Source organism: Pseudomonas sp. NBRC 111130, from assembly GCF_001320485.1.
Taxonomy (GTDB): Bacteria; Pseudomonadota; Gammaproteobacteria; order Pseudomonadales; family Pseudomonadaceae; genus Aquipseudomonas; species Aquipseudomonas vlassakiae.
In genome coordinates, this window is sequence record NZ_BCBG01000031.1 from 1 (window position 1) to 17,731 (window position 17,731).

General features: G+C 62.2%; 22 protein-coding genes. 11 read left to right on the forward strand and 11 right to left on the reverse strand.

Annotation, left to right across the window (positions count from 1 at the left end; all coding sequences use genetic code 11):
- The 3 genes from APH33_RS15245 to tldD all read left to right on the forward strand — a co-directional run.
- A partial coding sequence (locus APH33_RS15245; RefSeq protein ID WP_305728936.1) for an AsmA-like C-terminal region-containing protein occupies nucleotides 1-790 on the forward strand: 790 nt, incomplete at its 5' end.
- A 14-nt stretch (nucleotides 791-804) separates the two neighbouring features.
- Nucleotides 805-1,656, forward strand: coding sequence for a carbon-nitrogen hydrolase family protein (locus APH33_RS15250; RefSeq protein ID WP_054885943.1), 852 nt, complete (start codon nucleotides 805-807; stop codon nucleotides 1,654-1,656).
- Between the two features lie 2 nt (nucleotides 1,657-1,658).
- A complete protein-coding gene (gene tldD, locus APH33_RS15255) occupies nucleotides 1,659-3,098 on the forward strand; it encodes a metalloprotease TldD (protein ID WP_054885944.1) in 1,440 nt (479 codons plus the stop codon).
- 149 nt (nucleotides 3,099-3,247) lie between these two features.
- On the opposite strand, the gene yjgA is transcribed toward tldD, so the two are convergent.
- The gene (gene yjgA, locus APH33_RS15260; protein ID WP_027920225.1) at nucleotides 3,248-3,769 is read right to left on the reverse strand and encodes a ribosome biogenesis factor YjgA; all 522 of its coding nucleotides are present in this window, start codon (nucleotides 3,767-3,769) and stop codon (nucleotides 3,248-3,250) included.
- Nucleotides 3,770-3,878: 109 nt separating this feature from the next.
- Here yjgA and pmbA point away from each other — a divergent pair, with 109 nt between their 5' ends.
- The 3 genes from pmbA (at nucleotide 3,879) to APH33_RS15275 (ending at nucleotide 7,124) form a co-directional block, all read left to right on the forward strand.
- Nucleotides 3,879-5,225 carry a metalloprotease PmbA gene (gene pmbA, locus APH33_RS15265; protein WP_054885945.1) on the forward strand — a complete coding sequence of 449 codons (1,347 nt, stop codon included), beginning with the start codon at nucleotides 3,879-3,881 and terminating at the stop codon, nucleotides 5,223-5,225.
- Nucleotides 5,226-5,353: 128 nt separating this feature from the next.
- A complete protein-coding gene (locus APH33_RS15270; RefSeq protein WP_082433612.1) occupies nucleotides 5,354-5,755 on the forward strand; it encodes a FagA protein in 402 nt (133 codons plus the stop codon).
- Complete coding sequence (locus APH33_RS15275) at nucleotides 5,748-7,124, forward strand: lyase family protein (protein ID WP_054885946.1); 1,377 nt, start codon at nucleotides 5,748-5,750, stop codon at nucleotides 7,122-7,124. The genes APH33_RS15270 and APH33_RS15275 overlap by 8 nt, the downstream gene beginning before the upstream one ends.
- Nucleotides 7,125-7,323: 199 nt before the next feature.
- On the opposite strand, the gene APH33_RS15280 is transcribed toward APH33_RS15275, so the two are convergent.
- From APH33_RS15280 to APH33_RS15325, 10 genes are all read right to left on the reverse strand, one after another.
- Nucleotides 7,324-7,596 (reverse strand): HPr family phosphocarrier protein, encoded by a 273-nt coding sequence (locus tag APH33_RS15280; RefSeq protein WP_054885947.1) that lies wholly within the window; start codon nucleotides 7,594-7,596, stop codon nucleotides 7,324-7,326.
- A 20-nt stretch (nucleotides 7,597-7,616) separates the two neighbouring features.
- On the reverse strand, nucleotides 7,617-8,471 hold the full coding sequence (gene rapZ / locus APH33_RS15285; RefSeq protein ID WP_054885948.1) for an RNase adapter RapZ: 855 nt from the start codon (nucleotides 8,469-8,471) through the stop codon (nucleotides 7,617-7,619).
- A 2-nt stretch (nucleotides 8,472-8,473) separates the two neighbouring features.
- The gene (gene ptsN / locus APH33_RS15290) at nucleotides 8,474-8,938 is read right to left on the reverse strand and encodes a PTS IIA-like nitrogen regulatory protein PtsN (RefSeq protein WP_054885949.1); all 465 of its coding nucleotides are present in this window, start codon (nucleotides 8,936-8,938) and stop codon (nucleotides 8,474-8,476) included.
- Between the two features lie 12 nt (nucleotides 8,939-8,950).
- The gene (gene hpf, locus APH33_RS15295) at nucleotides 8,951-9,259 is read right to left on the reverse strand and encodes a ribosome hibernation-promoting factor, HPF/YfiA family (RefSeq protein WP_003255135.1); all 309 of its coding nucleotides are present in this window, start codon (nucleotides 9,257-9,259) and stop codon (nucleotides 8,951-8,953) included.
- Between the two features lie 78 nt (nucleotides 9,260-9,337).
- Complete coding sequence (locus APH33_RS15300; RefSeq protein ID WP_054885950.1) at nucleotides 9,338-10,831, reverse strand: RNA polymerase factor sigma-54; 1,494 nt, start codon at nucleotides 10,829-10,831, stop codon at nucleotides 9,338-9,340.
- A 176-nt stretch (nucleotides 10,832-11,007) separates the two neighbouring features.
- On the reverse strand, nucleotides 11,008-11,733 hold the full coding sequence (lptB, locus tag APH33_RS15305) for an LPS export ABC transporter ATP-binding protein (protein ID WP_054885951.1): 726 nt from the start codon (nucleotides 11,731-11,733) through the stop codon (nucleotides 11,008-11,010).
- Nucleotides 11,734-12,258, reverse strand: coding sequence for a lipopolysaccharide transport periplasmic protein LptA (gene lptA, locus APH33_RS15310; protein WP_027595608.1), 525 nt, complete (start codon nucleotides 12,256-12,258; stop codon nucleotides 11,734-11,736).
- The gene (gene lptC, locus APH33_RS15315; protein ID WP_054885952.1) at nucleotides 12,245-12,817 is read right to left on the reverse strand and encodes an LPS export ABC transporter periplasmic protein LptC; all 573 of its coding nucleotides are present in this window, start codon (nucleotides 12,815-12,817) and stop codon (nucleotides 12,245-12,247) included. The genes lptA and lptC overlap by 14 nt, the downstream gene beginning before the upstream one ends.
- 8 nt (nucleotides 12,818-12,825) lie before the next feature.
- A complete protein-coding gene (locus tag APH33_RS15320) occupies nucleotides 12,826-13,350 on the reverse strand; it encodes an HAD family hydrolase (RefSeq protein ID WP_054885953.1) in 525 nt (174 codons plus the stop codon).
- Nucleotides 13,351-13,364: 14 nt separating this feature from the next.
- Complete coding sequence (locus APH33_RS15325) at nucleotides 13,365-14,339, reverse strand: SIS domain-containing protein (RefSeq protein WP_054885954.1); 975 nt, start codon at nucleotides 14,337-14,339, stop codon at nucleotides 13,365-13,367.
- 246 nt (nucleotides 14,340-14,585) lie between these two features.
- Between APH33_RS15325 and APH33_RS15330 the strand changes: the two genes are divergently transcribed.
- From APH33_RS15330 to APH33_RS15350, 5 genes are read left to right on the forward strand one after another with little or no spacing between them, the layout of a single operon-like run.
- Nucleotides 14,586-15,395 carry an ATP-binding cassette domain-containing protein gene (locus tag APH33_RS15330; protein WP_043213285.1) on the forward strand — a complete coding sequence of 270 codons (810 nt, stop codon included), beginning with the start codon at nucleotides 14,586-14,588 and terminating at the stop codon, nucleotides 15,393-15,395.
- Nucleotides 15,395-16,192, forward strand: coding sequence for a lipid asymmetry maintenance ABC transporter permease subunit MlaE (mlaE, locus tag APH33_RS15335; RefSeq protein ID WP_054885955.1), 798 nt, complete (start codon nucleotides 15,395-15,397; stop codon nucleotides 16,190-16,192). The genes APH33_RS15330 and mlaE overlap by 1 nt, the downstream gene beginning before the upstream one ends.
- Nucleotides 16,192-16,677, forward strand: a complete 486-nt coding sequence (mlaD, locus tag APH33_RS15340) for an outer membrane lipid asymmetry maintenance protein MlaD (protein WP_054885956.1) — start codon at nucleotides 16,192-16,194, stop codon at nucleotides 16,675-16,677. The genes mlaE and mlaD overlap by 1 nt, the downstream gene beginning before the upstream one ends.
- Nucleotides 16,678-16,686: 9 nt before the next feature.
- Nucleotides 16,687-17,334 carry a phospholipid-binding protein MlaC gene (locus APH33_RS15345; RefSeq protein ID WP_054885957.1) on the forward strand — a complete coding sequence of 216 codons (648 nt, stop codon included), beginning with the start codon at nucleotides 16,687-16,689 and terminating at the stop codon, nucleotides 17,332-17,334.
- Nucleotides 17,331-17,633, forward strand: a complete 303-nt coding sequence (locus APH33_RS15350; RefSeq protein WP_054885958.1) for a lipid asymmetry maintenance protein MlaB — start codon at nucleotides 17,331-17,333, stop codon at nucleotides 17,631-17,633. Before APH33_RS15345 ends, APH33_RS15350 begins: the two co-directional genes overlap by 4 nt.
- The last annotated feature ends 98 nt before the right edge of the window (nucleotides 17,634-17,731 follow it).

The following is a 17,731-nucleotide window of genomic DNA, read 5'->3' on the forward strand; positions in this document are numbered from 1 at the left end:
GCTGTACCGCGGCGACGACCTGTTCGGCAATGTCGCGCTGAAGTTGCGCCCCACCGCTCGGGGCGTGGCTGCGCAAGACATCGACCTTGACTTCAAAGGCTTGCATGTCGATGGCAGTGGCGGTTGGGAAGGTGAAACGGGGGCTACCAGCAGCTGGTACAAAGGCCGGCTCGATGGCAAGAACCTCGCCGATGTGCTCAAGGCCTGGGGGTTCGCCCCGACCGTGACCAGTCGCGATTTCCGCCTGGATGTGGATGGCCGTTGGCCGGGTTCGCCCGCCTGGGTCGGCCTCAAGCGCTTCTCTGGCAGCATGGATGCGGCCTTGCGCAGCGGTCAGTTCGTCGAGGTGGAGGGTGGCGCACAGGCCCTGCGCGTGTTCGGCCTGCTTAACTTCAACTCGATTGGCCGGCGCCTGCGCCTGGACTTCTCCGACCTGTTCGACAAGGGCCTGGCCTATGACCGGGTCAAGGGCCTGCTGGTGGCCAGTAGCGGCGTCTACGTGACCCGCGAGCCAATCAGCGTGACCGGGCCGTCGAGCAACTTTGAGCTCGATGGCACCCTCGACCTGGTGCGCGATCGGGTCGCTGCCAACCTGCAGGTGACCCTGCCGGTGACCAACAACCTGCCACTGGCCGCGTTGATTGTCGGTGCGCCTGCGGTCGGGGGCGCGCTGTTCCTGGTCGACCGGCTGATCGGCGACCGTGTGTCGCGTTTTGCCAGTGTGCACTATCGCGTCGAAGGGCCGGTGAAAGAGCCTAAAATCACGTTTGTGAAACCGTTCGATAAATAATTGCAGGAGTGCCCATGAAGGCAGCGGTCATCCAGATGGTCAGCCAGGACGATGTGCTGGCCAACCTGCAACGTGCAGGCGCCTTGCTCGAACAGGCAGCCCTGGGCGGCGCTCGGTTGGCGGTGCTGCCGGAAAACTTCGCGGCAATGGGCCGCAAGGATGCCGCCGCCATCGGCCGCGCCGAAGCCATGGGCGAAGGCCCGATCCTGCCGTGGTTGAAACGTACCGCACGTGACCTCAGATTATGGATTGTTGCCGGTACCTTGCCGCTGCCACCACAAGGCCAGCCTGAAGCCAAGGCCCATGCCTGTTCGCTGCTCATCGACGAACACGGCGAAGTGGTGGCGCGCTATGACAAGCTGCATCTGTTCGACGTGGATGTGGCTGACAACCGTGGTCGCTACCGCGAGTCGGATGACTATGCCCATGGTGCGCAGGTGGTGGTGGCCGATACGCCGCTAGGCCGATTGGGGCTCAGCGTGTGTTACGACCTGCGCTTCCCCGAGCTGTACAGCGCCTTGCGCAGCGCAGGCGCGGAGTTGATCACGGCACCGGCTGCCTTTACTGCGGTCACAGGCGCAGCGCATTGGGAAGTTCTGATCCGCGCCCGGGCCATTGAAACCCAGTGCTATGTTTTGGCGGCAGCTCAAGGCGGTACCCATCCAGGCCCGCGGGAAACCCACGGCCACGCCGCGATCGTCGACCCTTGGGGGCGGATCGTCGCAGAACAGGCGCAAGGCGAAGCGGTTTTGCTCGCCGAGCGTGACATTGATGAACAGGCGTCCATTCGGGCGCGCATGCCGGTAACCACGCACCGGCGCTTTTTCTCGCAGGACGCCTTGCGGCCTGCGCACACCTCGGAGTGACTATGAGCCAGATGTTATCCACCGTCAGCGAGCAACTCCTGGCCCCGGGCGGACTCACCCTCGACAGCCTGCAGAGCGTGCTGGGCGAGCTGGCAGGCCCCGGCATCGATGCGGCGGACCTGTATTTCCAGGGGCAGATCTCGGAAACCTGGGCACTGGAGGACGGCATCGTCAAAGAAGGCAGCTTCAATCTGGACCAGGGTGTCGGTGTGCGTGCCCAGTCCGGTGAGAAGACCGGCTTCGCCTACAGCAATGCCATCAACCTCGAAGCGCTGACCTCGGCGGCCCGTGCGGCCCGCTCGATTTCCCGCGCCGGCCAGAACGGCACGGTCCAGGCGTTCCGCAGCCAGGACGTGACGGCGCTGTATGCGCCGGACAATCCGCTGGATGTGCTCAGCCGTGCCGAGAAGGTCGAGCTGCTCAAGCGTGTGGATGCGGCCACCCGTGCCCTCGATCCGCGAATCCAGCAGGTCAGCGTAAGCATGGCCGGCGTCTGGGAGCGCATCCTGATTGCCGCCGCCGACGGTAGCCTGGCCGCTGATGTGCGCCCGCTGGTGCGTTTCAACGTCAGCGTCATCGTCGAGCAGAATGGCCGCCGCGAGCGTGGCGGGCAGGGGGGCGGTGGGCGTACCGACTACCGCTTCTTCACTGAAGACCGCGTCATGGGCTATGCCCGCGAAGCGCTGCGCCAGGCACTGGTGAACCTCGAAGCCATCCCGGCCCCGGCCGGTACCTTGCCAGTGGTACTGGGGTCCGGCTGGTCGGGCGTGCTGCTGCATGAAGCGGTCGGCCATGGCCTGGAAGGCGACTTCAACCGCAAAGGCAGCTCGGCATTCAGTGGGCGGATCGGCGAGAAGGTGGCTTCGCCCCTGTGCACCATCGTCGACGACGGCACCCTCGAGGGGCGCCGCGGCTCATTGAGTGTCGATGACGAAGGCACGCCGACCGAATGCACCACGTTGATCGAGAACGGCATCCTCAAGGGCTACATGCAGGACAAGCTCAATGCACGCCTGATGGGCATGGCGGTTACCGGCAACGGTCGCCGCGAGTCTTATGCGCACCTGCCGATGCCGCGCATGACCAACACCTACATGCGGGCCGGCAAGAGCGATCCACAAGAAATCATTGCTTCGGTGAAGAAGGGTATCTACTGCGCCAACCTCGGTGGTGGCCAGGTCGATATCACCAGTGGCAAGTTCGTATTCTCGACCAGCGAAGCCTACCTGATCGAAGACGGCAAGATCACCGCCCCGGTGAAAGGCGCGACCCTGATCGGCAACGGGCCGGAGGCCATGAGCCGGGTGTCGATGGTCGGTAACGACCTGGCGCTGGACAGTGGGGTGGGGACGTGTGGCAAAGACGGCCAATCGGTGCCGGTAGGCGTCGGGCAGCCGACCTTGAAGCTCGATGCGATTACCGTGGGCGGTACTGGCGCTTGAGGATGCGGGCTGCCTGCAGGAGCGGTCTCGTGTCGCGAAAGGGCCGCAGAGCGGCCCCGGGATTTCAGCGATACAGCAGAAATGGCTGGGGCTGCTCCGCAACCCTTTCGCGACGCAAGGCCGCTCCTACAGGAGCCCGCTGTCGGCAGTCAGCGCAGCCCGCGCTGCATCTCGTCGAGATCGCGGATGTATTTGAACACCTTGCGCGCAGCGGCAGGCGGTTTGTTCCGCGCCTTTTCGTGCTGGGCATGACGAATCAGCGAGCGCAGTTGCTGGCGATCGGTCTCGGGGTATTCGTTGACGAAACGCTCGAGGTCTTCATCGTTACCGTCGATCAGGCGGTCGCGCCAGCGTTCCAGGTTGTGGAAGCGCTCGTTGTACTGGCGGCTGGAGCTGTCGATCTGCTCGAGCACGGCGTGGATGGCGTCCAGGTCCTGGTCGCGCATCAGCTTGCCGACGAACGACATGTGGCGTTTGCGTGCGCCGTGGGCGGTGTGCTTGCTGGCGTCGGCCAGGGCCTTGCGCAGCTCGTCGGTGAGCGGCAGGCGCGCCAGGGTGTCGGCCTTGACCGTGGTCAGGCGTTCGCCGAGTTCGACCAGCGCATGCAGTTCGCGCTTGATCTGGGTTTTGCTTTTTTCGCCGTCGAAGGCGTCGTCGTATGAATCAACCATGGTGGCAGTCCGCTAGAAATCGCCGCCATGATAACCAGTCGGGGGCCGCTTGTCCGTGCCCGGTCGTAGAATGACCCTCGCCGAACGCAGAATTTGAGTGGAGAAAACCATGAGTGCAGTCCAGAGCGTAGGCCCCAAGGACCTGCCAGCGTTGCAAGAGCAGGTCGAGGCGATCATTGCAGAAGCACGCAAGCAAGGCGCCAGTGCCTGCGAAGTGGCGGTGTCGCTGGAGCAGGGCCTGTCCACCACGGTGCGTCAGCGCGAGGTCGAGACGGTCGAATTCAACCGCGACCAGGGCTTCGGCATCACCCTCTATGTAGGCCAGCGCAAGGGCTCGGCCAGCACTTCGGCCAGTGGCCCGGATGCCATCCGGGAAACCGTGGCCGCTGCTCTGGCGATTGCCAAACACACCTCCGAGGACGAGTGCTCAGGGCTGGCTGATGCCGCGCTGATGGCCCGCGAAATCCCCGACCTCGACCTCTATCACGACTGGGACATCGAGCCGGAGAAGGCCATCGAGATGGCGCAGGCCTGCGAGGCGGCGGCATTCGACGCTGACACGCGGATCCTCAATGCCGATGGCACCACCCTGAACACTCACCAGGGTTGCCGCGTGTACGGCAACAGCCACGGCTTCATCGGTGGCTACGCCTCGACCCGGCACAGCCTGAGCTGCGTGATGATCGCTGAAGGCGAAGGCCAGATGCAGCGTGACTACTGGTATGACGTGAACCGCCAGGGCCACATGCTGGCCGACCCGCGCAGCATCGGCGTGCGCGCCGCGCAGCGCGCAGCCAGCCGACTTGGTGCGCGGCCGGTGCCGACCTGTGAAGTGCCCGTGCTGTTTTCCGCCGAGCTGGCGGGTGGCCTGTTCGGCAGTTTCCTGTCGGCCATCTCGGGCGGCAACCTGTACCGCAAGTCGTCGTTCCTCGATGGCGCTATCGGACAGCGCCTGTTCCCGTCCTGGCTGACACTCGACGAGCGCCCCCACATTCCTCGCGCGCTGGGCAGCGCCGCATTCGACGGTGACGGCCTGGCGACCTACGCGAAGCCGTTCGTCGATAAAGGCGAGCTGGTGTCGTACCTGCTGGGTACCTACTCCGGACGTAAGCTCGGCTTGCCAAGCACTGCCAACGCCGGGGGCGTGCACAACCTGTATGTCACTCACGGCGTCGAAGACCAGGCGGCGCTGATCCGGCGCATGGGCCGTGGCCTGCTGGTGACCGAGCTGATGGGCCATGGGCTGAACATGGTGACTGGCGACTACTCGCGGGGTGCGGCGGGCTTCTGGATCGAGAACGGCGAGATTCAACATGCCGTACAGGAAGTGACGATCGCCGGCAATATGAAAGACATGTTCCAGCAAATTGTTGCAGTTGGCTGTGATCTCGAAACCCGTAGCAATATTCACACGGGGTCGGTCCTGATCGAGCGAATGACGGTCGCTGGTAGCTGACATCGGGGCAGGAATGCCCAGCGTCAATTAAGCCCGGCCATCGTGCCGGGTTTTTCTTTGCTGGGCTGATGCTTGAATTGATTCTGTTTATCAATCAATAATGAATATCATTATCTTGCAACTTGGCGATGATGTTCATGAAACCCGTCCTGCGCGAACTGCCTTACCTGGAAAACTGGCGCTGGCTCAGCCGGCGGATCCGCTGCGCCCTCGAACCTGATGAGCCGCGCCTGATCGAGCACTACCTGGCCGAAGGCCGTTACCTGGTGTGCTGCACCGAAACTTCGCCATGGACCGTGGCGCTGACCTCCTTCCGCCTGCTGCTGGATACCGCCTGCGACCGCATGTTGCCGTGGCATTGGCGCTGCCTGTGCCTGGACCAGGCCTGGCGACCGTTGCTGGACCTGCGCAACCTCGATCGCCACGAGGGGAACCTGCGCTGGCAGCCTTATGCCTTGCAGCTGGCCAACTGCCGGCTGCTGCCGTCGATTTCTCCCGATGAACTGATGCAAGGATTTGAACATGAGTGATACCCGTATCGAGCGTGACAGCATGGGCGAGCTGCAGGTGCCGGCCAGGGCCCTGTATGGCGCGCAGACCCAGCGCGCGGTAGATAACTTTCCGATCAGCGGCCAGCGCATGCCCGCCCAGTTCATCCGCGCCTTGTTGCTGGCCAAGGCCGCTGCGGCCCGGGCCAACATCGAGCTGGAGCAGCTGTCGCCAGGGCAGGGCCAGGCCATCGTCGAGGCGGTCGAGCAATTGCTGGGCGCAGATTTCATCCAGCACTTTCCGGTGGATGTGTTCCAGACCGGCTCGGGGACCAGCTCGAACATGAACGCGAACGAGGTGATCGCCACCTTGGCCAGCCGGGTGCTCGGTGAGCCGGTCAATGCCAATGACCACGTCAACTGTGGCCAGAGCAGCAACGACATCATCCCCACCACCATTCATGTCAGCGCCGCGCTGGCGCTGCATGAGCAACTGCTGCCGGCGTTGAGCCACCTCGTTCAGGTGATCGAGGCCAAGTCACGCCAGGTGCATCAGTATGTAAAGACCGGCCGCACCCATCTGATGGACGCCATGCCAGTGCGCATGAGCCAGGTGCTCGATGGCTGGGCTGCGCAGGTCAATGGCGCCAGAGCACATCTCGAAGCGACCCTGCCGAGCCTGCAGGCATTGGCCCAGGGTGGCACCGCAGTGGGTACCGGGATCAACGCCCACCCACAGTTCGCCGCCGGCTTTGCGCGCCAACTGAGCGGGCTTACCAACGTTGAGTTCACCCCTGGCCATAACCTGTTCGCGCTGATCGGCTCCCAGGACACCGCCGTGGCGCTGTCTGGCCAGCTCAAGACCACCGCCGTGGCGCTGATGAAGATTGCCAACGACCTGCGCTGGATGAACTCAGGCCCCTTGGCTGGCCTGGGCGAAATCGAGCTGCAGGGCCTGCAGCCGGGTTCGTCGATCATGCCGGGCAAGGTCAACCCGGTCATCCCGGAAGCCACTGCCATGGTCGCCGCCCAGGTCATTGGTAATGACGCCACCATCGCTGTGGCCGGGCAATCGGGCAACTTCGAGTTGAACGTGATGCTGCCGGTGATCGCCCGCAACTTACTGGAGAGCATCGAGCTGATGGCCAACGCCAGCCGCCTGCTGGCCGACAAGGCGATTGCCAGCTTCAAGGTAAACGAGGGCAAGCTCAAGGAAGCCTTGGCGCGCAACCCGATCCTCGTCACCGCGCTGAACCCGATCATCGGCTACCTCAAGGCCGCCGAAATCGCCAAGACCGCTTACCAGCAGGGCCGCCCGATCATCGATGTAGCACTGGAACATACCGACCTGTCGCGTGATCAGCTCGAAGCACTGCTGGACCCGGAAAAACTCACCGCTGGTGGCATTTGATCGCCATTGGGCCTGGACTTGTGGGAACACGCCCTCCGGCTGGCGCTGGGCGGCTTGCTGTTAATCGCCGGCACGGCGTTGCTGCTGGCCCGCGGTATCGCCTGGCTGGACTGGTGATACCGCTGGTGCTGGCAGGGCGGCACGGTTCAAGGCATTGCTGATTGGTGCCGCCTCCGGCCTGGCCGGGCCCCAGCGGCCTTCATTCACCTTCGTCGAAGTAGTTGTTGATCAGCGCCACCAGCGCTTCCAGGGCTTCGTCATCCTGCTCGCCCTCGGTCATCAGGTGCACCTGGGTGCCCTTGCCTGCCGCCAGCATCATCACCGCCATGATGCTCTTGCCGTCGATCAGCTTGTCGGGCGCGCGGCCGATGCGGACCTGGCAGGGGTATTTGCCGGCCACGCCGACGAACTTGGCTGCCGCCCGGGCATGCAGGCCCAGCTTGTTGATGATGGTGATTTCGCGGGCGGGCATCGTGCGGTGGATCCTGTGGGCTAGAGGTCGCGGTGGCGGACCTGGACGTTTTTCAGGGATTGCTGCAACAGCTGGCCGAGGCGCTCGGTGATGTAGACCGAGCGATGATGGCCTCCAGTGCAGCCAATGGCGATGGTGACATAGGCGCGGTTGCTTGCGGCAAAGCGTGGCAGCCATTTGAGCAGGTAGCTGGAGATGTCGTTAAACATCTCTTCGACCTCCGGCTGTGCAGCAAGGTAGTCGATGACTGGCTGCTCCAGGCCGGAATGTTCGCGCAGCTCCGGTTTCCAGTAGGGGTTGGGCAGGCAGCGTACGTCGAACACCAGGTCGGCATCGACCGGCATCCCGCGCTTGAAGCCGAACGACTCGACCAGAAAGGCGGTGCCAGGCTCAGGCTGGTTGAGCAGGCGCAGCTTGATTGAATCGCGCAGCTGGTAAAGGTTGAGGCTGGTGGTATCGATTTTCAGGTCGGCAAGGTCGGCAATCGGCCCCAACAGTTCGCTTTCGACGCGGATGGCTTCGGCCAGCGAACGGTCGGCGTTGGTCAGCGGATGGCGACGGCGGGTTTCCGAGAAGCGCTTGAGCAGCGTGTCTTCGTCGGCATCGAGAAACAGCACATCGCACTGAATGTGGCGCCCACGGGCCTCCTCCAACAGCTCGGGGAAGCGCGACAGGTGGCTGGGCAGGTTGCGTGCATCGATCGAAACCGCCACTTTAGGTTGCAGCAGTTCAGTATTGATCAACGCGTTCTCGGCCAGCTGTGGCAGAAGCCCGGCCGGGAGGTTGTCGATGACGTAAAAGCCGTTGTCTTCCAGGACATCGAGGGCGGTGCTTTTGCCGGAGCCAGACCGGCCGCTGACGATGATCAGGCGCATGTTCAGTGCTCGTTCTGTGCGTCCAGGACAACCTGGTACAGTGCCTCGCTGCCACCGGCGGCACGCAGTCTATCGCGGACCTCCTTGCGATCGAGCATGCTGGCGATCTGGCGCAGCAGTTCAAGATGGGCATCGGTGGCCGCCTCTGGTACCAGCAGGACGAACAGCAGATCCACCGGAGCACCATCGATGGCGTCATAGTCGATCGGCGCATCCAGGTGCAGCAGGGCACTCACCGGGGAAGCGCAGCCTTCAAGCCGGCAGTGGGGGATGGCAATGCCATTGCCAAAGCCGGTCGAGCCCAGTTTTTCGCGAGCGATGAGCTTTTCAAAGACGTCTTGCATCGCAAGCTCAGGTACTTGCTCGGCAATCAGGTTGGCGACCTTTTCCAGGGCGCGCTTCTTACTGCCGCCCGGCACGTTCACCAGGGAACGGCCGGGGGTCAGGATGGTTTCAAGTCGGATCATGGATGAGAGGGATCAGCGCGCAGCTGCACCTTGCAGCAGGCTTTGCTGTTTTTCCTTGTGTTTTTTCAGTTGGCGGTCGAGCTTGTCGGCCAAGGCGTCGATCGCTGCATACATGTCTTCGTGTTCCGCGTTGGCAACCACTTCACCGCCGGGAATCTGCAGGGTCGCCTCGACCTTCTGCTGCAGCTTCTCGACCTTCATGATGACCTGCACGTTGGTGATCTTGTCGAAGTGACTTTCCACCCGAGCGAGCTTTTCAAGCACGTAATCGCGCAGTGGCTGGGTGACTTCTACATGCTGTCCACTGATATTGACTTGCATACAGCTTCTCCTTTGTTGCCCGTGCATAAAGAGGCAGGTATTGCACCTGCCCCACAAACGCTGTGGCACATCCGGGGGCTACATCAGTCGCTTGCGCTCGCTCGACGGTGCGATGCCGAGGGACTCGCGGTACTTGGCGACGGTGCGACGGGCTACCTGGATGCCTTGTGCCTCCAGTAAACCAGCGATCTTGCTGTCACTCAATGGCTTTTTCTGATTTTCCGCAGCAACCAGTTTCTTGATGATCGCGCGGATCGCCGTAGACGAGCATTCTCCGCCTTCGGCGGTGCTGACGTGGCTGGAGAAAAAGTATTTCAGTTCGTAGATGCCACGCGGGGTGTGCATGTATTTCTGCGTGGTCACCCGCGAAATGGTCGACTCATGCATACCCACCGCTTCGGCGATGTCATGCAGGACCAGCGGCTTCATTGCTTCGTCGCCGTGGTCGAGGAAGCCGCGCTGGTGTTCGACGATCTGCGTGGCGACCTTCATCAGCGTTTCGTTGCGGCTTTGCAGGCTCTTGATGAACCAGCGCGCCTCTTGCAACTGGTTGCGCATGAAGGTGTTGTCGGCGCTGGTATCGGCGCGGCGAACGAAGCCGGCATACTGCGGGTTGACCCTCAGGCGCGGGATCGCTTCCTGGTTCAGCTCGACCAGCCAGCGGTCGCTGTCCTTGCGCACGATCACGTCGGGAACCACGTATTCCGGTTCGCTCGACTCGATCTGTGAACCGGGCCGCGGGTTGAGGCTCTGCACCAGCTCGATCACCTGGCGCAGTTCGTCTTCCTTGAGCTTCATGCGGCGCATCAGCTGGCTGTAGTCGCGGCTGCCGAGCAGGTCGATGAAGTCGGTGACCAGGCGCTGGGCCTCGCTCATCCAGGGCGTGCTGGCGGGCAACTGGCGCAATTGCAGCAACAGGCACTCGCCCAGGCTGCGGGCGCCGACGCCGGCTGGCTCGAACTGCTGGATGCGGTGCAGCACCGCCTCGACCTCGTCAAGCTCGATATCCAGCTCCGGGTCGAAGCCTGCGCAGATTTCTTCCAGGGTATCTTCGAGGTAGCCCTGGCCGTTGATGCTGTCGATAAGGGTGACGGCGATCAGGCGGTCGGTATCGGACATCGGTGCCAGGTTCAACTGCCACAGCAGGTGGCTCTGCAGGCTTTCGCCGGCCGATGTGCGGGTGGTGAAGTCCCACTCGTCGTCATCATTGCTGGGCAGGCTGCTGGCGCTGGTCTGGTAGATGTCTTCCCAGGCGGTATCGACCGGAAGCTCGTTGGGGATTCGCTCGTTCCACTCACCGTCTTCCAGGGTTTCGGCACTGGCGGTGCTTTCCTGGAAGCTGTTGTCCGGGACTTCGGCGGCCGGCTTGTTCTCGACGTTGTCCGCCATCGGATCGCTGTTGTCGAAGTCGTCGCCGTCTTCCTGACGTTCGAGCATCGGGTTGGACTCCAGCGCTTCCTGGATTTCCTGCTGGAGGTCCAGGGTGGAAAGCTGAAGGAGGCGGATGGCCTGTTGCAACTGCGGGGTCATCGTCAGTTGCTGGCCCATTTTTAGGACGAGCGATGGTTTCATGGCAGGGGCTTAATACCTTGTTCGCCGGCGCGCATGCGCCATCCACTACACGAGGGCGCCAAAGCGCCAAATTCAAGCAAGATTTATGCCTCAAATTGTAGCGTTTGCCTAGAGCACTGTAACAACTTAAGCCCCTGCAGGGCATTAATGCCAGTGCTCCAGGCACGTCCCGAGGGTCAGAGCCGGAACTCGTGGCCCAGGTAGACTTCCTTGACCAGGTCGTTGGCCAGGATGGTCTCGGCGTCCCCTTCAGCGATCAGTCGGCCATCGTTGACGATGTAGGCGGTCTCGCAGATGTCCAGGGTTTCACGGACGTTGTGGTCGGTAATCAGTACACCGATCCCCTTGGCCTTGAGGTGATGGATGATCTGCTTGATGTCGCCCACGGAAATCGGGTCGACGCCGGCAAACGGTTCGTCCAGCAGGATGAACTTCGGTGCGGTCGCCAGGGCGCGGGCAATTTCGACGCGGCGGCGTTCACCACCGGAAAGGCTCATGCCGAGGTTGTCGCGGATATGGCTGATGTGGAACTCCTGCAGCAGGCTTTCCAGCTCTTTGCGCCGGCCTTCGCGGTCGATGTCCTTGCGGGTCTCGAGAATGGCCATGATGTTGTCGGCTACCGATAGCTTGCGGAAGATCGAGGCTTCCTGCGGCAGGTAGCCGATACCGGCGCGGGCGCGGCCGTGCATGGGCTGGTGACTGACATCGAGGCTGTCGATCAGTACGCGCCCCTGATCGGCCTGGACCAGCCCAACGATCATGTAGAAGCAAGTGGTCTTGCCGGCGCCGTTGGGGCCGAGCAGGCCGACGATCTGCCCGCTGTCGATCGACAGGCTGACATCACGCACGACTTGCCGCCCCTTGTAGCTCTTGGCCAGGTGCTGGGCTTTGAGGGTTGCCATTTACTCGGCCTTCTTCTTCGGCTGGATCACCATGTCGATGCGCTGACGTGGTTGAGTCACGTTGCCGCCACGACCAGCGGTCGCAACCTGGGTCTTGGTGTTGTAGACGATCTTCTCGCCTTCGGTGGTGTTGCCTTCGTTCTCGACCTTGGCGCGGTCGGTGAGGATCACCGTGTCTTTCTGCGCCTGGTACTGGATGGTCACCGCCCAGCCTTTCATCTTGTCGGGCTTGGCCGTGCTCTGCTGTTGCTCGAAGTAGGCCAGGTTGCCCACCGACGTCACCACATCGATGTCGCCATTGGCGGCACGGGTCATGGTCACGGTATTGCCTTTGATCATCATCGAGCCCTGGGTGATGATCACATCGCCGGTATAGGTGGCCACGCCCTGCTTGTCGTCCAGGTGCGCGTTGTCGGCCTGGATGCGGATAGGCTGGTCACGGTCGGTCGGCAGGGCGAAGGCGCTCGCGCTTCCCAGTGCTGCGCTCAGGCTGAGCAAAAGGGGGAGGGTTTTAACGAGCCTCATACTGTCCTCTTACGTTAGAGAGCAAGTCCATCTTGCCTTCTTTCAAATACGCTTTCATTCCTTTACCCGTAGTCGTGCCACCGGCGCCGTCGATTCTAACGGCTTGCTCGGTCTGCGCATATTGCTTCTGCGGGAATACGGTCATGCGCGAGCTGGTAACGATCAATTCACGCTGCTTTTCGTCGATGCGTTGCACGCGGACCTTCTCGATCAGCTCGACCTCGGTACCATCCGGGTTGACCTCTGCGCGTTCGCTCTGCACATGCCAAGGGTATTCGGTGCCGCGGTACATGTGCAGGTCGGGGGTGGTCAGCAGGGTGACTTCACTGGCCCTCAGGTGCTCGACCTTGTCGGCGGTCATCTCGTATTGCAGCTTGCCATCAGGCATGAACTGCACGCTATGCGCGTTGATCGCGTAATAATCGATGGCACTTTCGTCGACCTGGGCGACTGGCTTGTCGAGGAAGCTTTCAGGGCTGACATTCCAGTAGCCGATTGCCGCGAGCAGGGCGGCAACAACCGCGAGCAGCGCGATATTGCGGGCTTTCTTGCTGAACATGGGCAGCCTTAAAGGTAGTTGGCGTTGGCAGCGTCCAGGGTGCCCTGGGCGTGCATGATCAGTTCACAGAACTCGCGTGCGGCACCTTCGCCACCGCGTGCCAGGGTTACGCCGTGGGCGTGCTGGCGAACGAACGGTGCGGCGTTGGCTACGGCCATCCCCAGGCCTACCCGGCGGATTACCGGCAGGTCGGGCAGGTCGTCACCCAGATAGGCGACTTGTTCATAGCTTAGGCCCAGTTCGGCGAGCAGGCCGTCGAGTACGACCAATTTGTCTTCACGGCCCTGGTAAAGATGAGGGATACCGAGGTTTTTCGCCCGGCGCTCGACGACCGGAGTCTTGCGTCCGCTGATGATCGCCGTGGTTACGCCCGAGGCCATGAGCATCTTGATGCCTTGGCCATCCAGGGTATTGAAGGTCTTGAATTCGCTGCCATCTTCAAGAAAGTACAGGCGGCCATCGGTCAGTACGCCGTCGACGTCGAAAACGGCCAGTTTGATCGCCTTGCCGCGTTGCATGAGATCTTCAGTCATCGGTTCGTTCTCCTTTACATCACGCCGGCGCGCAGCAGGTCGTGCATGTTCAGGGCGCCGGTCGGGCGCTCGTCCTTGTCCACGACCACCAGGGCGCTGATCTTGTGGTCCTCCATGATCTTCAGGGCTTCTGCCGCCAGCATCTCGGCGCGAGCCGTCTTGCCATGCACGGTCATTACCTGATCGATCAGTGTGGTGTGCACATCAATGTTGCGGTCCAGGCTGCGGCGCAGGTCGCCATCGGTGAAGATCCCGGCCAGCTTGCCATCGCTGCCAACGATCACGGTCATGCCCAAACCTTTGCGGGACATTTCAAGGAGTGCGTCCTTGAGCAGCGTGCCGCACTGTACCTGGGGCAATTCCTCACCGGCGTGCATGACATTCTCGACCTTGAGCAGCAGGCGGCGACCCAGGGCGCCGCCAGGGTGCGAAAAGGCGAAGTCCTCGGCGGTGAAGCCGCGCGCTTCGAGCAGGGCGATGGCCAGCGCATCACCCAGTACCAGTGCGGCAGTGGTAGAGGAGGTCGGGGCGAGGTTCAGCGGGCAGGCTTCCTGAGTGACGCTGGCGTCGAGATTGACCTCGGCGGCCTGGGCCAGGGGCGAGTCCGGGTTGCCGGTCATGCTGATCAGCTGGATCCCAAGGCGCTTGATCAGCGGCAGCAGGGTCACGATCTCGGCAGTGCTGCCAGAGTTGGACAGGGCCAGGATGACGTCGTCGCGGGTGATCATGCCCATGTCGCCATGGCTGGCTTCGGCCGGATGCACGAAGAATGCTGGTGTGCCGGTGCTGGCCAGGGTGGCGGCGATCTTGTTGCCGATATGCCCCGATTTGCCCATGCCGACCACCACGACCCGGCCCTTGCTCGCCAGGATCAGCTCGCAGGCCTTGACGAAATTGGCGTCGATGCGGGCCACCAGGCCTTGAACGGCCTCGAGTTCCAGGCGCAGGGTGCGCTGGGCGGAGTGGATCAGCTCGCTGGATTGGCTCATGTCGAAAAGCAATGCCTGATTAAAAGGCGGCGATTATAGCCGCAATACAAAAAAGCCTCATCCTTTCGATTGCTTTCTCAAATGCCATCAATGCCTGTCGCTGGCCTGAACGACCTGTTCCATGCCCTTGGGGGCGTGAGGTCAGCAGTGCTATAGTTCGCCGCTATTCGGCCTGCCAAGGGCGCTGTGCCTTCACGATGAGGGCCAGCGTCAATAAGTGCGAGGCTGCATCAGCAAGGAGTCTAGATGAGTGTGGATAGCGCCTACGCGGTCGAGTTGAAGGGAGTCACCTTCAAGCGCGGTTCGCGCAGCATTTTCAGCAATGTCGACATCCGTATCCCGCGTGGCAAGGTCACCGGGATCATGGGGCCGTCGGGTTGCGGCAAGACCACGCTGCTGCGCCTGATGGGCGCGCAGCTACGGCCGTCGAGCGGAGAAGTGTGGGTGGCCGGGCAGAACCTGCCGAGCCTCTCGCGCAGCGACCTGTTCGACGCCCGCAAGCAGATGGGCGTACTGTTCCAGAGCGGTGCGTTGTTCACCGATCTCGATGTGTTCGAGAACGTCGCCTTTCCTTTGCGCGTGCATACCCAGCTTTCGGACGAAATGATCCGTGACATCGTGTTGATGAAGCTGCAGGCGGTTGGCCTGCGCGGTGCCATCGACCTGATGCCGGACGAATTGTCCGGTGGCATGAAGCGTCGGGTGGCGCTGGCCCGGGCGATTGCCCTGGACCCGCAGATCCTCATGTACGACGAACCCTTCGTCGGCCAGGACCCGATCGCCATGGGTGTGCTCGTGCGCTTGATCCGTCTGCTCAATGATGCCTTGGGTATTACCAGTATCGTGGTCTCCCACGATCTGGCCGAAACCGCCAGTATCGCCGACTACATATATGTGGTCGGTGATGGCCAGGTGCTGGGCCAGGGGACGCCCGACGAGCTGATGGGCTCGGACAACCCACGCATTCGCCAGTTCATGAAAGGCGATCCGGACGGCCCGGTGCCATTCCACTTTCCCGCGCCTGACTACCGCGCCGATTTGCTGGGGGCGCGGTGATGCGCAGAAAATCCTTACTCGAACGTATCCGCCTGCTCGGGCGCTCGGCGATCGACGTGTTGGCCGTGCTCGGGCGCTCGTGCCTGTTCCTGTTCCATGCACTGATCGGCCGTGGCGGCATTGGTGGCGGTTTCCAGTTGCTGACCAAGCAGCTCTACTCGGTGGGTGTGCTGTCGCTGGCGATCATTGTCGTTTCCGGCGTGTTCATCGGCATGGTGCTTGCCCTGCAGGGCTACAGCATCCTGACCAAGTACGGTTCCGAGCAGGCGGTCGGGCAGATGGTCGCCCTGACCCTGCTGCGTGAGCTCGGCCCGGTGGTCACTGCGCTGCTGTTCGCTGGCCGCGCCGGTTCCGCGCTGACCGCCGAAATCGGCAACATGAAGTCCACCGAGCAGTTGTCGAGCCTGGAAATGATCGGCGTCGACCCGCTCAAGTACATCGTTGCGCCACGCCTGTGGGCCGGTTTCATCTCGCTGCCGCTGCTGGCGCTGATCTTCAGCGTGGTCGGCATCTGGGGCGGTTCGTGGGTCGCGGTCGACTGGCTGGGCGTCTACGAAGGCTCGTTCTGGGGCAACATGCAGAATAGTGTTTCCTTTACCGACGACGTGCTCAACGGGCTGATCAAGAGCCTGGTGTTTGCCTTCGTCACGACCTGGATTGCCGTATTCCAGGGGTACGACTGCGAACCCACCTCAGAGGGGATCAGCCGCGCCACCACCAAGACCGTGGTCTATGCCTCATTGGCAGTACTGGGTCTGGACTTCATTTTGACCGCCTTGATGTTTGGAGATTTCTGATGCAAAACCGCACCCTGGAAATCGGTGTCGGCCTGTTCCTCCTGGCCGGGATCCTGGCGCTGCTGCTGCTGGCCCTGCGTGTCAGCGGGCTGTCGGCCAGCCCGAGCAGCGATACCTATAAAGTTTATGCGTACTTCGACAATATCGCGGGTTTGACGGTCAGAGCTAAAGTGACCATGGCCGGTGTCACCATCGGCAAGGTCACCGCCATCGATCTGGACCGTGATTCCTACACCGGTCGTGTGACGCTGCAGCTGGACAAGGCGGTCAACAACCTGCCGACCGACTCCACTGCTTCGATCCTGACCGCCGGCTTGCTTGGCGAGAAGTACATCGGTATCAGCGTGGGCGGTGAAGAAGACGTGCTCAAGGATGGCTCGACCATCCATGACACACAGTCGGCGCTGGTGCTGGAAGATCTGATTGGCAAGTTCCTGCTCAACTCCGTTGGCAAGGAACCAAAAGAAGCGCAACCGGCTAATTAAGGAGTTTCCATGATTTCGATCCTGCGACGTGGCCTGCTGGTGCTGCTGGCGGCCTTCCCCCTGATGGCCCTGGCCGCGCAGTCGCCGCACGAGGTGGTCCAGAGCACTACCACTGAGCTGCTCAGCGACCTCAAGGCCAACAAAGAGCAGTACAAGACCAACCCGAATGCCTTCTACGATGCGCTCAACCGCATTCTCGGTCCGGTAGTGGATGCTGAAGGCATCTCGAAAAGCATCATGACCGTCAAGTACTCGCGCAAGGCCACTCCTGCGCAGATTCAGCGCTTCCAGGAGAACTTCAAGCGCAGCCTGTTCCAGTTCTATGGCAACGCGCTGCTGGAGTACAACAACCAGGGCATCAGCGTCGACCCGGCCAAGGCTGATGACGGCAAGCGCGCCAGTGTGGGCATGAAGGTGACCGGCAACAACGGGGCGGTCTATCCGGTGCAGTACACCCTGGAGAACCTTGGCGGCGAGTGGAAGGTACGCAACGTCATCGTCAACGGCATCAACATCGGCAAGCTGTTCCGCGACCAGTTCGCCGATGCCATGCAGCGTAATGGCAACGATCTGGACAAGACCATCGACGGCTGGGCCGGCGAAGTGGCCAAGGCCAAGGAAGCTGCCGACAACTCGCCAGAGAAGACCGTCAAATGAGCGAGGCCGCTGTAACCATGGCCGAGCCTGGCGTGCTGTGCCTGGCCGGTGAACTGGATTACCGCAGCGGGCCAGCCCTGCGCAAGCAGGGTAAGGCGCTGATCGGCGCCTGCCGTGAAGCGCGTCTGCTGCTGGACTGCTCGGCCGTGGTGCGCTCCACCAGCGTTGGCCTGTCGCTGCTGCTGGCGTTCATTCGTGACGCCCAGGCCGCCGGCAAGGCCGTCGAGGTGCGTGGCATGCCTGACGACATGCGGGAAATCGCCGGGGTCTATGACCTCGATGAGGTGCTGGCAAGCTGATGGCTTGGCAGTGATGAGAGGCCCCTCGGTCGCGCGCCCTTTCGTTGGGCTTCGCAGGCGAGGGGCTTTTTTGTATGATGGCCGACCCGTGCGCATCG

Bases quoted from the DNA above. Each gene is read 5' to 3' on its own strand.
- APH33_RS15250 (WP_054885943.1), top strand. From the start codon at position 805: ATGAAGGCAGCGGTCATCCAGATGGTCAGCCAGGACGATGTGCTGGCC.
- tldD (WP_054885944.1), top strand. From the start codon at position 1,659: ATGAGCCAGATGTTATCCACCGTCAGCGAGCAACTCCTGGCCCCGGGC.
- yjgA (WP_027920225.1), bottom strand. From the start codon at position 3,769: ATGGTTGATTCATACGACGACGCCTTCGACGGCGAAAAAAGCAAAACC.
- pmbA (WP_054885945.1), top strand. From the start codon at position 3,879: ATGAGTGCAGTCCAGAGCGTAGGCCCCAAGGACCTGCCAGCGTTGCAA.
- APH33_RS15270 (WP_082433612.1), top strand. From the start codon at position 5,354: ATGATGTTCATGAAACCCGTCCTGCGCGAACTGCCTTACCTGGAAAAC.
- APH33_RS15275 (WP_054885946.1), top strand. From the start codon at position 5,748: ATGAGTGATACCCGTATCGAGCGTGACAGCATGGGCGAGCTGCAGGTG.
- APH33_RS15280 (WP_054885947.1), bottom strand. From the start codon at position 7,596: ATGCCCGCCCGCGAAATCACCATCATCAACAAGCTGGGCCTGCATGCC.
- rapZ (WP_054885948.1), bottom strand. From the start codon at position 8,471: ATGCGCCTGATCATCGTCAGCGGCCGGTCTGGCTCCGGCAAAAGCACC.
- ptsN (WP_054885949.1), bottom strand. From the start codon at position 8,938: ATGATCCGACTTGAAACCATCCTGACCCCCGGCCGTTCCCTGGTGAAC.
- hpf (WP_003255135.1), bottom strand. From the start codon at position 9,259: ATGCAAGTCAATATCAGTGGACAGCATGTAGAAGTCACCCAGCCACTG.
- APH33_RS15300 (WP_054885950.1), bottom strand. From the start codon at position 10,831: ATGAAACCATCGCTCGTCCTAAAAATGGGCCAGCAACTGACGATGACC.
- lptB (WP_054885951.1), bottom strand. From the start codon at position 11,733: ATGGCAACCCTCAAAGCCCAGCACCTGGCCAAGAGCTACAAGGGGCGG.
- lptA (WP_027595608.1), bottom strand. From the start codon at position 12,258: ATGAGGCTCGTTAAAACCCTCCCCCTTTTGCTCAGCCTGAGCGCAGCA.
- lptC (WP_054885952.1), bottom strand. From the start codon at position 12,817: ATGTTCAGCAAGAAAGCCCGCAATATCGCGCTGCTCGCGGTTGTTGCC.
- APH33_RS15320 (WP_054885953.1), bottom strand. From the start codon at position 13,350: ATGACTGAAGATCTCATGCAACGCGGCAAGGCGATCAAACTGGCCGTT.
- APH33_RS15325 (WP_054885954.1), bottom strand. From the start codon at position 14,339: ATGAGCCAATCCAGCGAGCTGATCCACTCCGCCCAGCGCACCCTGCGC.
- APH33_RS15330 (WP_043213285.1), top strand. From the start codon at position 14,586: ATGAGTGTGGATAGCGCCTACGCGGTCGAGTTGAAGGGAGTCACCTTC.
- mlaE (WP_054885955.1), top strand. From the start codon at position 15,395: ATGCGCAGAAAATCCTTACTCGAACGTATCCGCCTGCTCGGGCGCTCG.
- mlaD (WP_054885956.1), top strand. From the start codon at position 16,192: ATGCAAAACCGCACCCTGGAAATCGGTGTCGGCCTGTTCCTCCTGGCC.
- APH33_RS15345 (WP_054885957.1), top strand. From the start codon at position 16,687: ATGATTTCGATCCTGCGACGTGGCCTGCTGGTGCTGCTGGCGGCCTTC.
- APH33_RS15350 (WP_054885958.1), top strand. From the start codon at position 17,331: ATGAGCGAGGCCGCTGTAACCATGGCCGAGCCTGGCGTGCTGTGCCTG.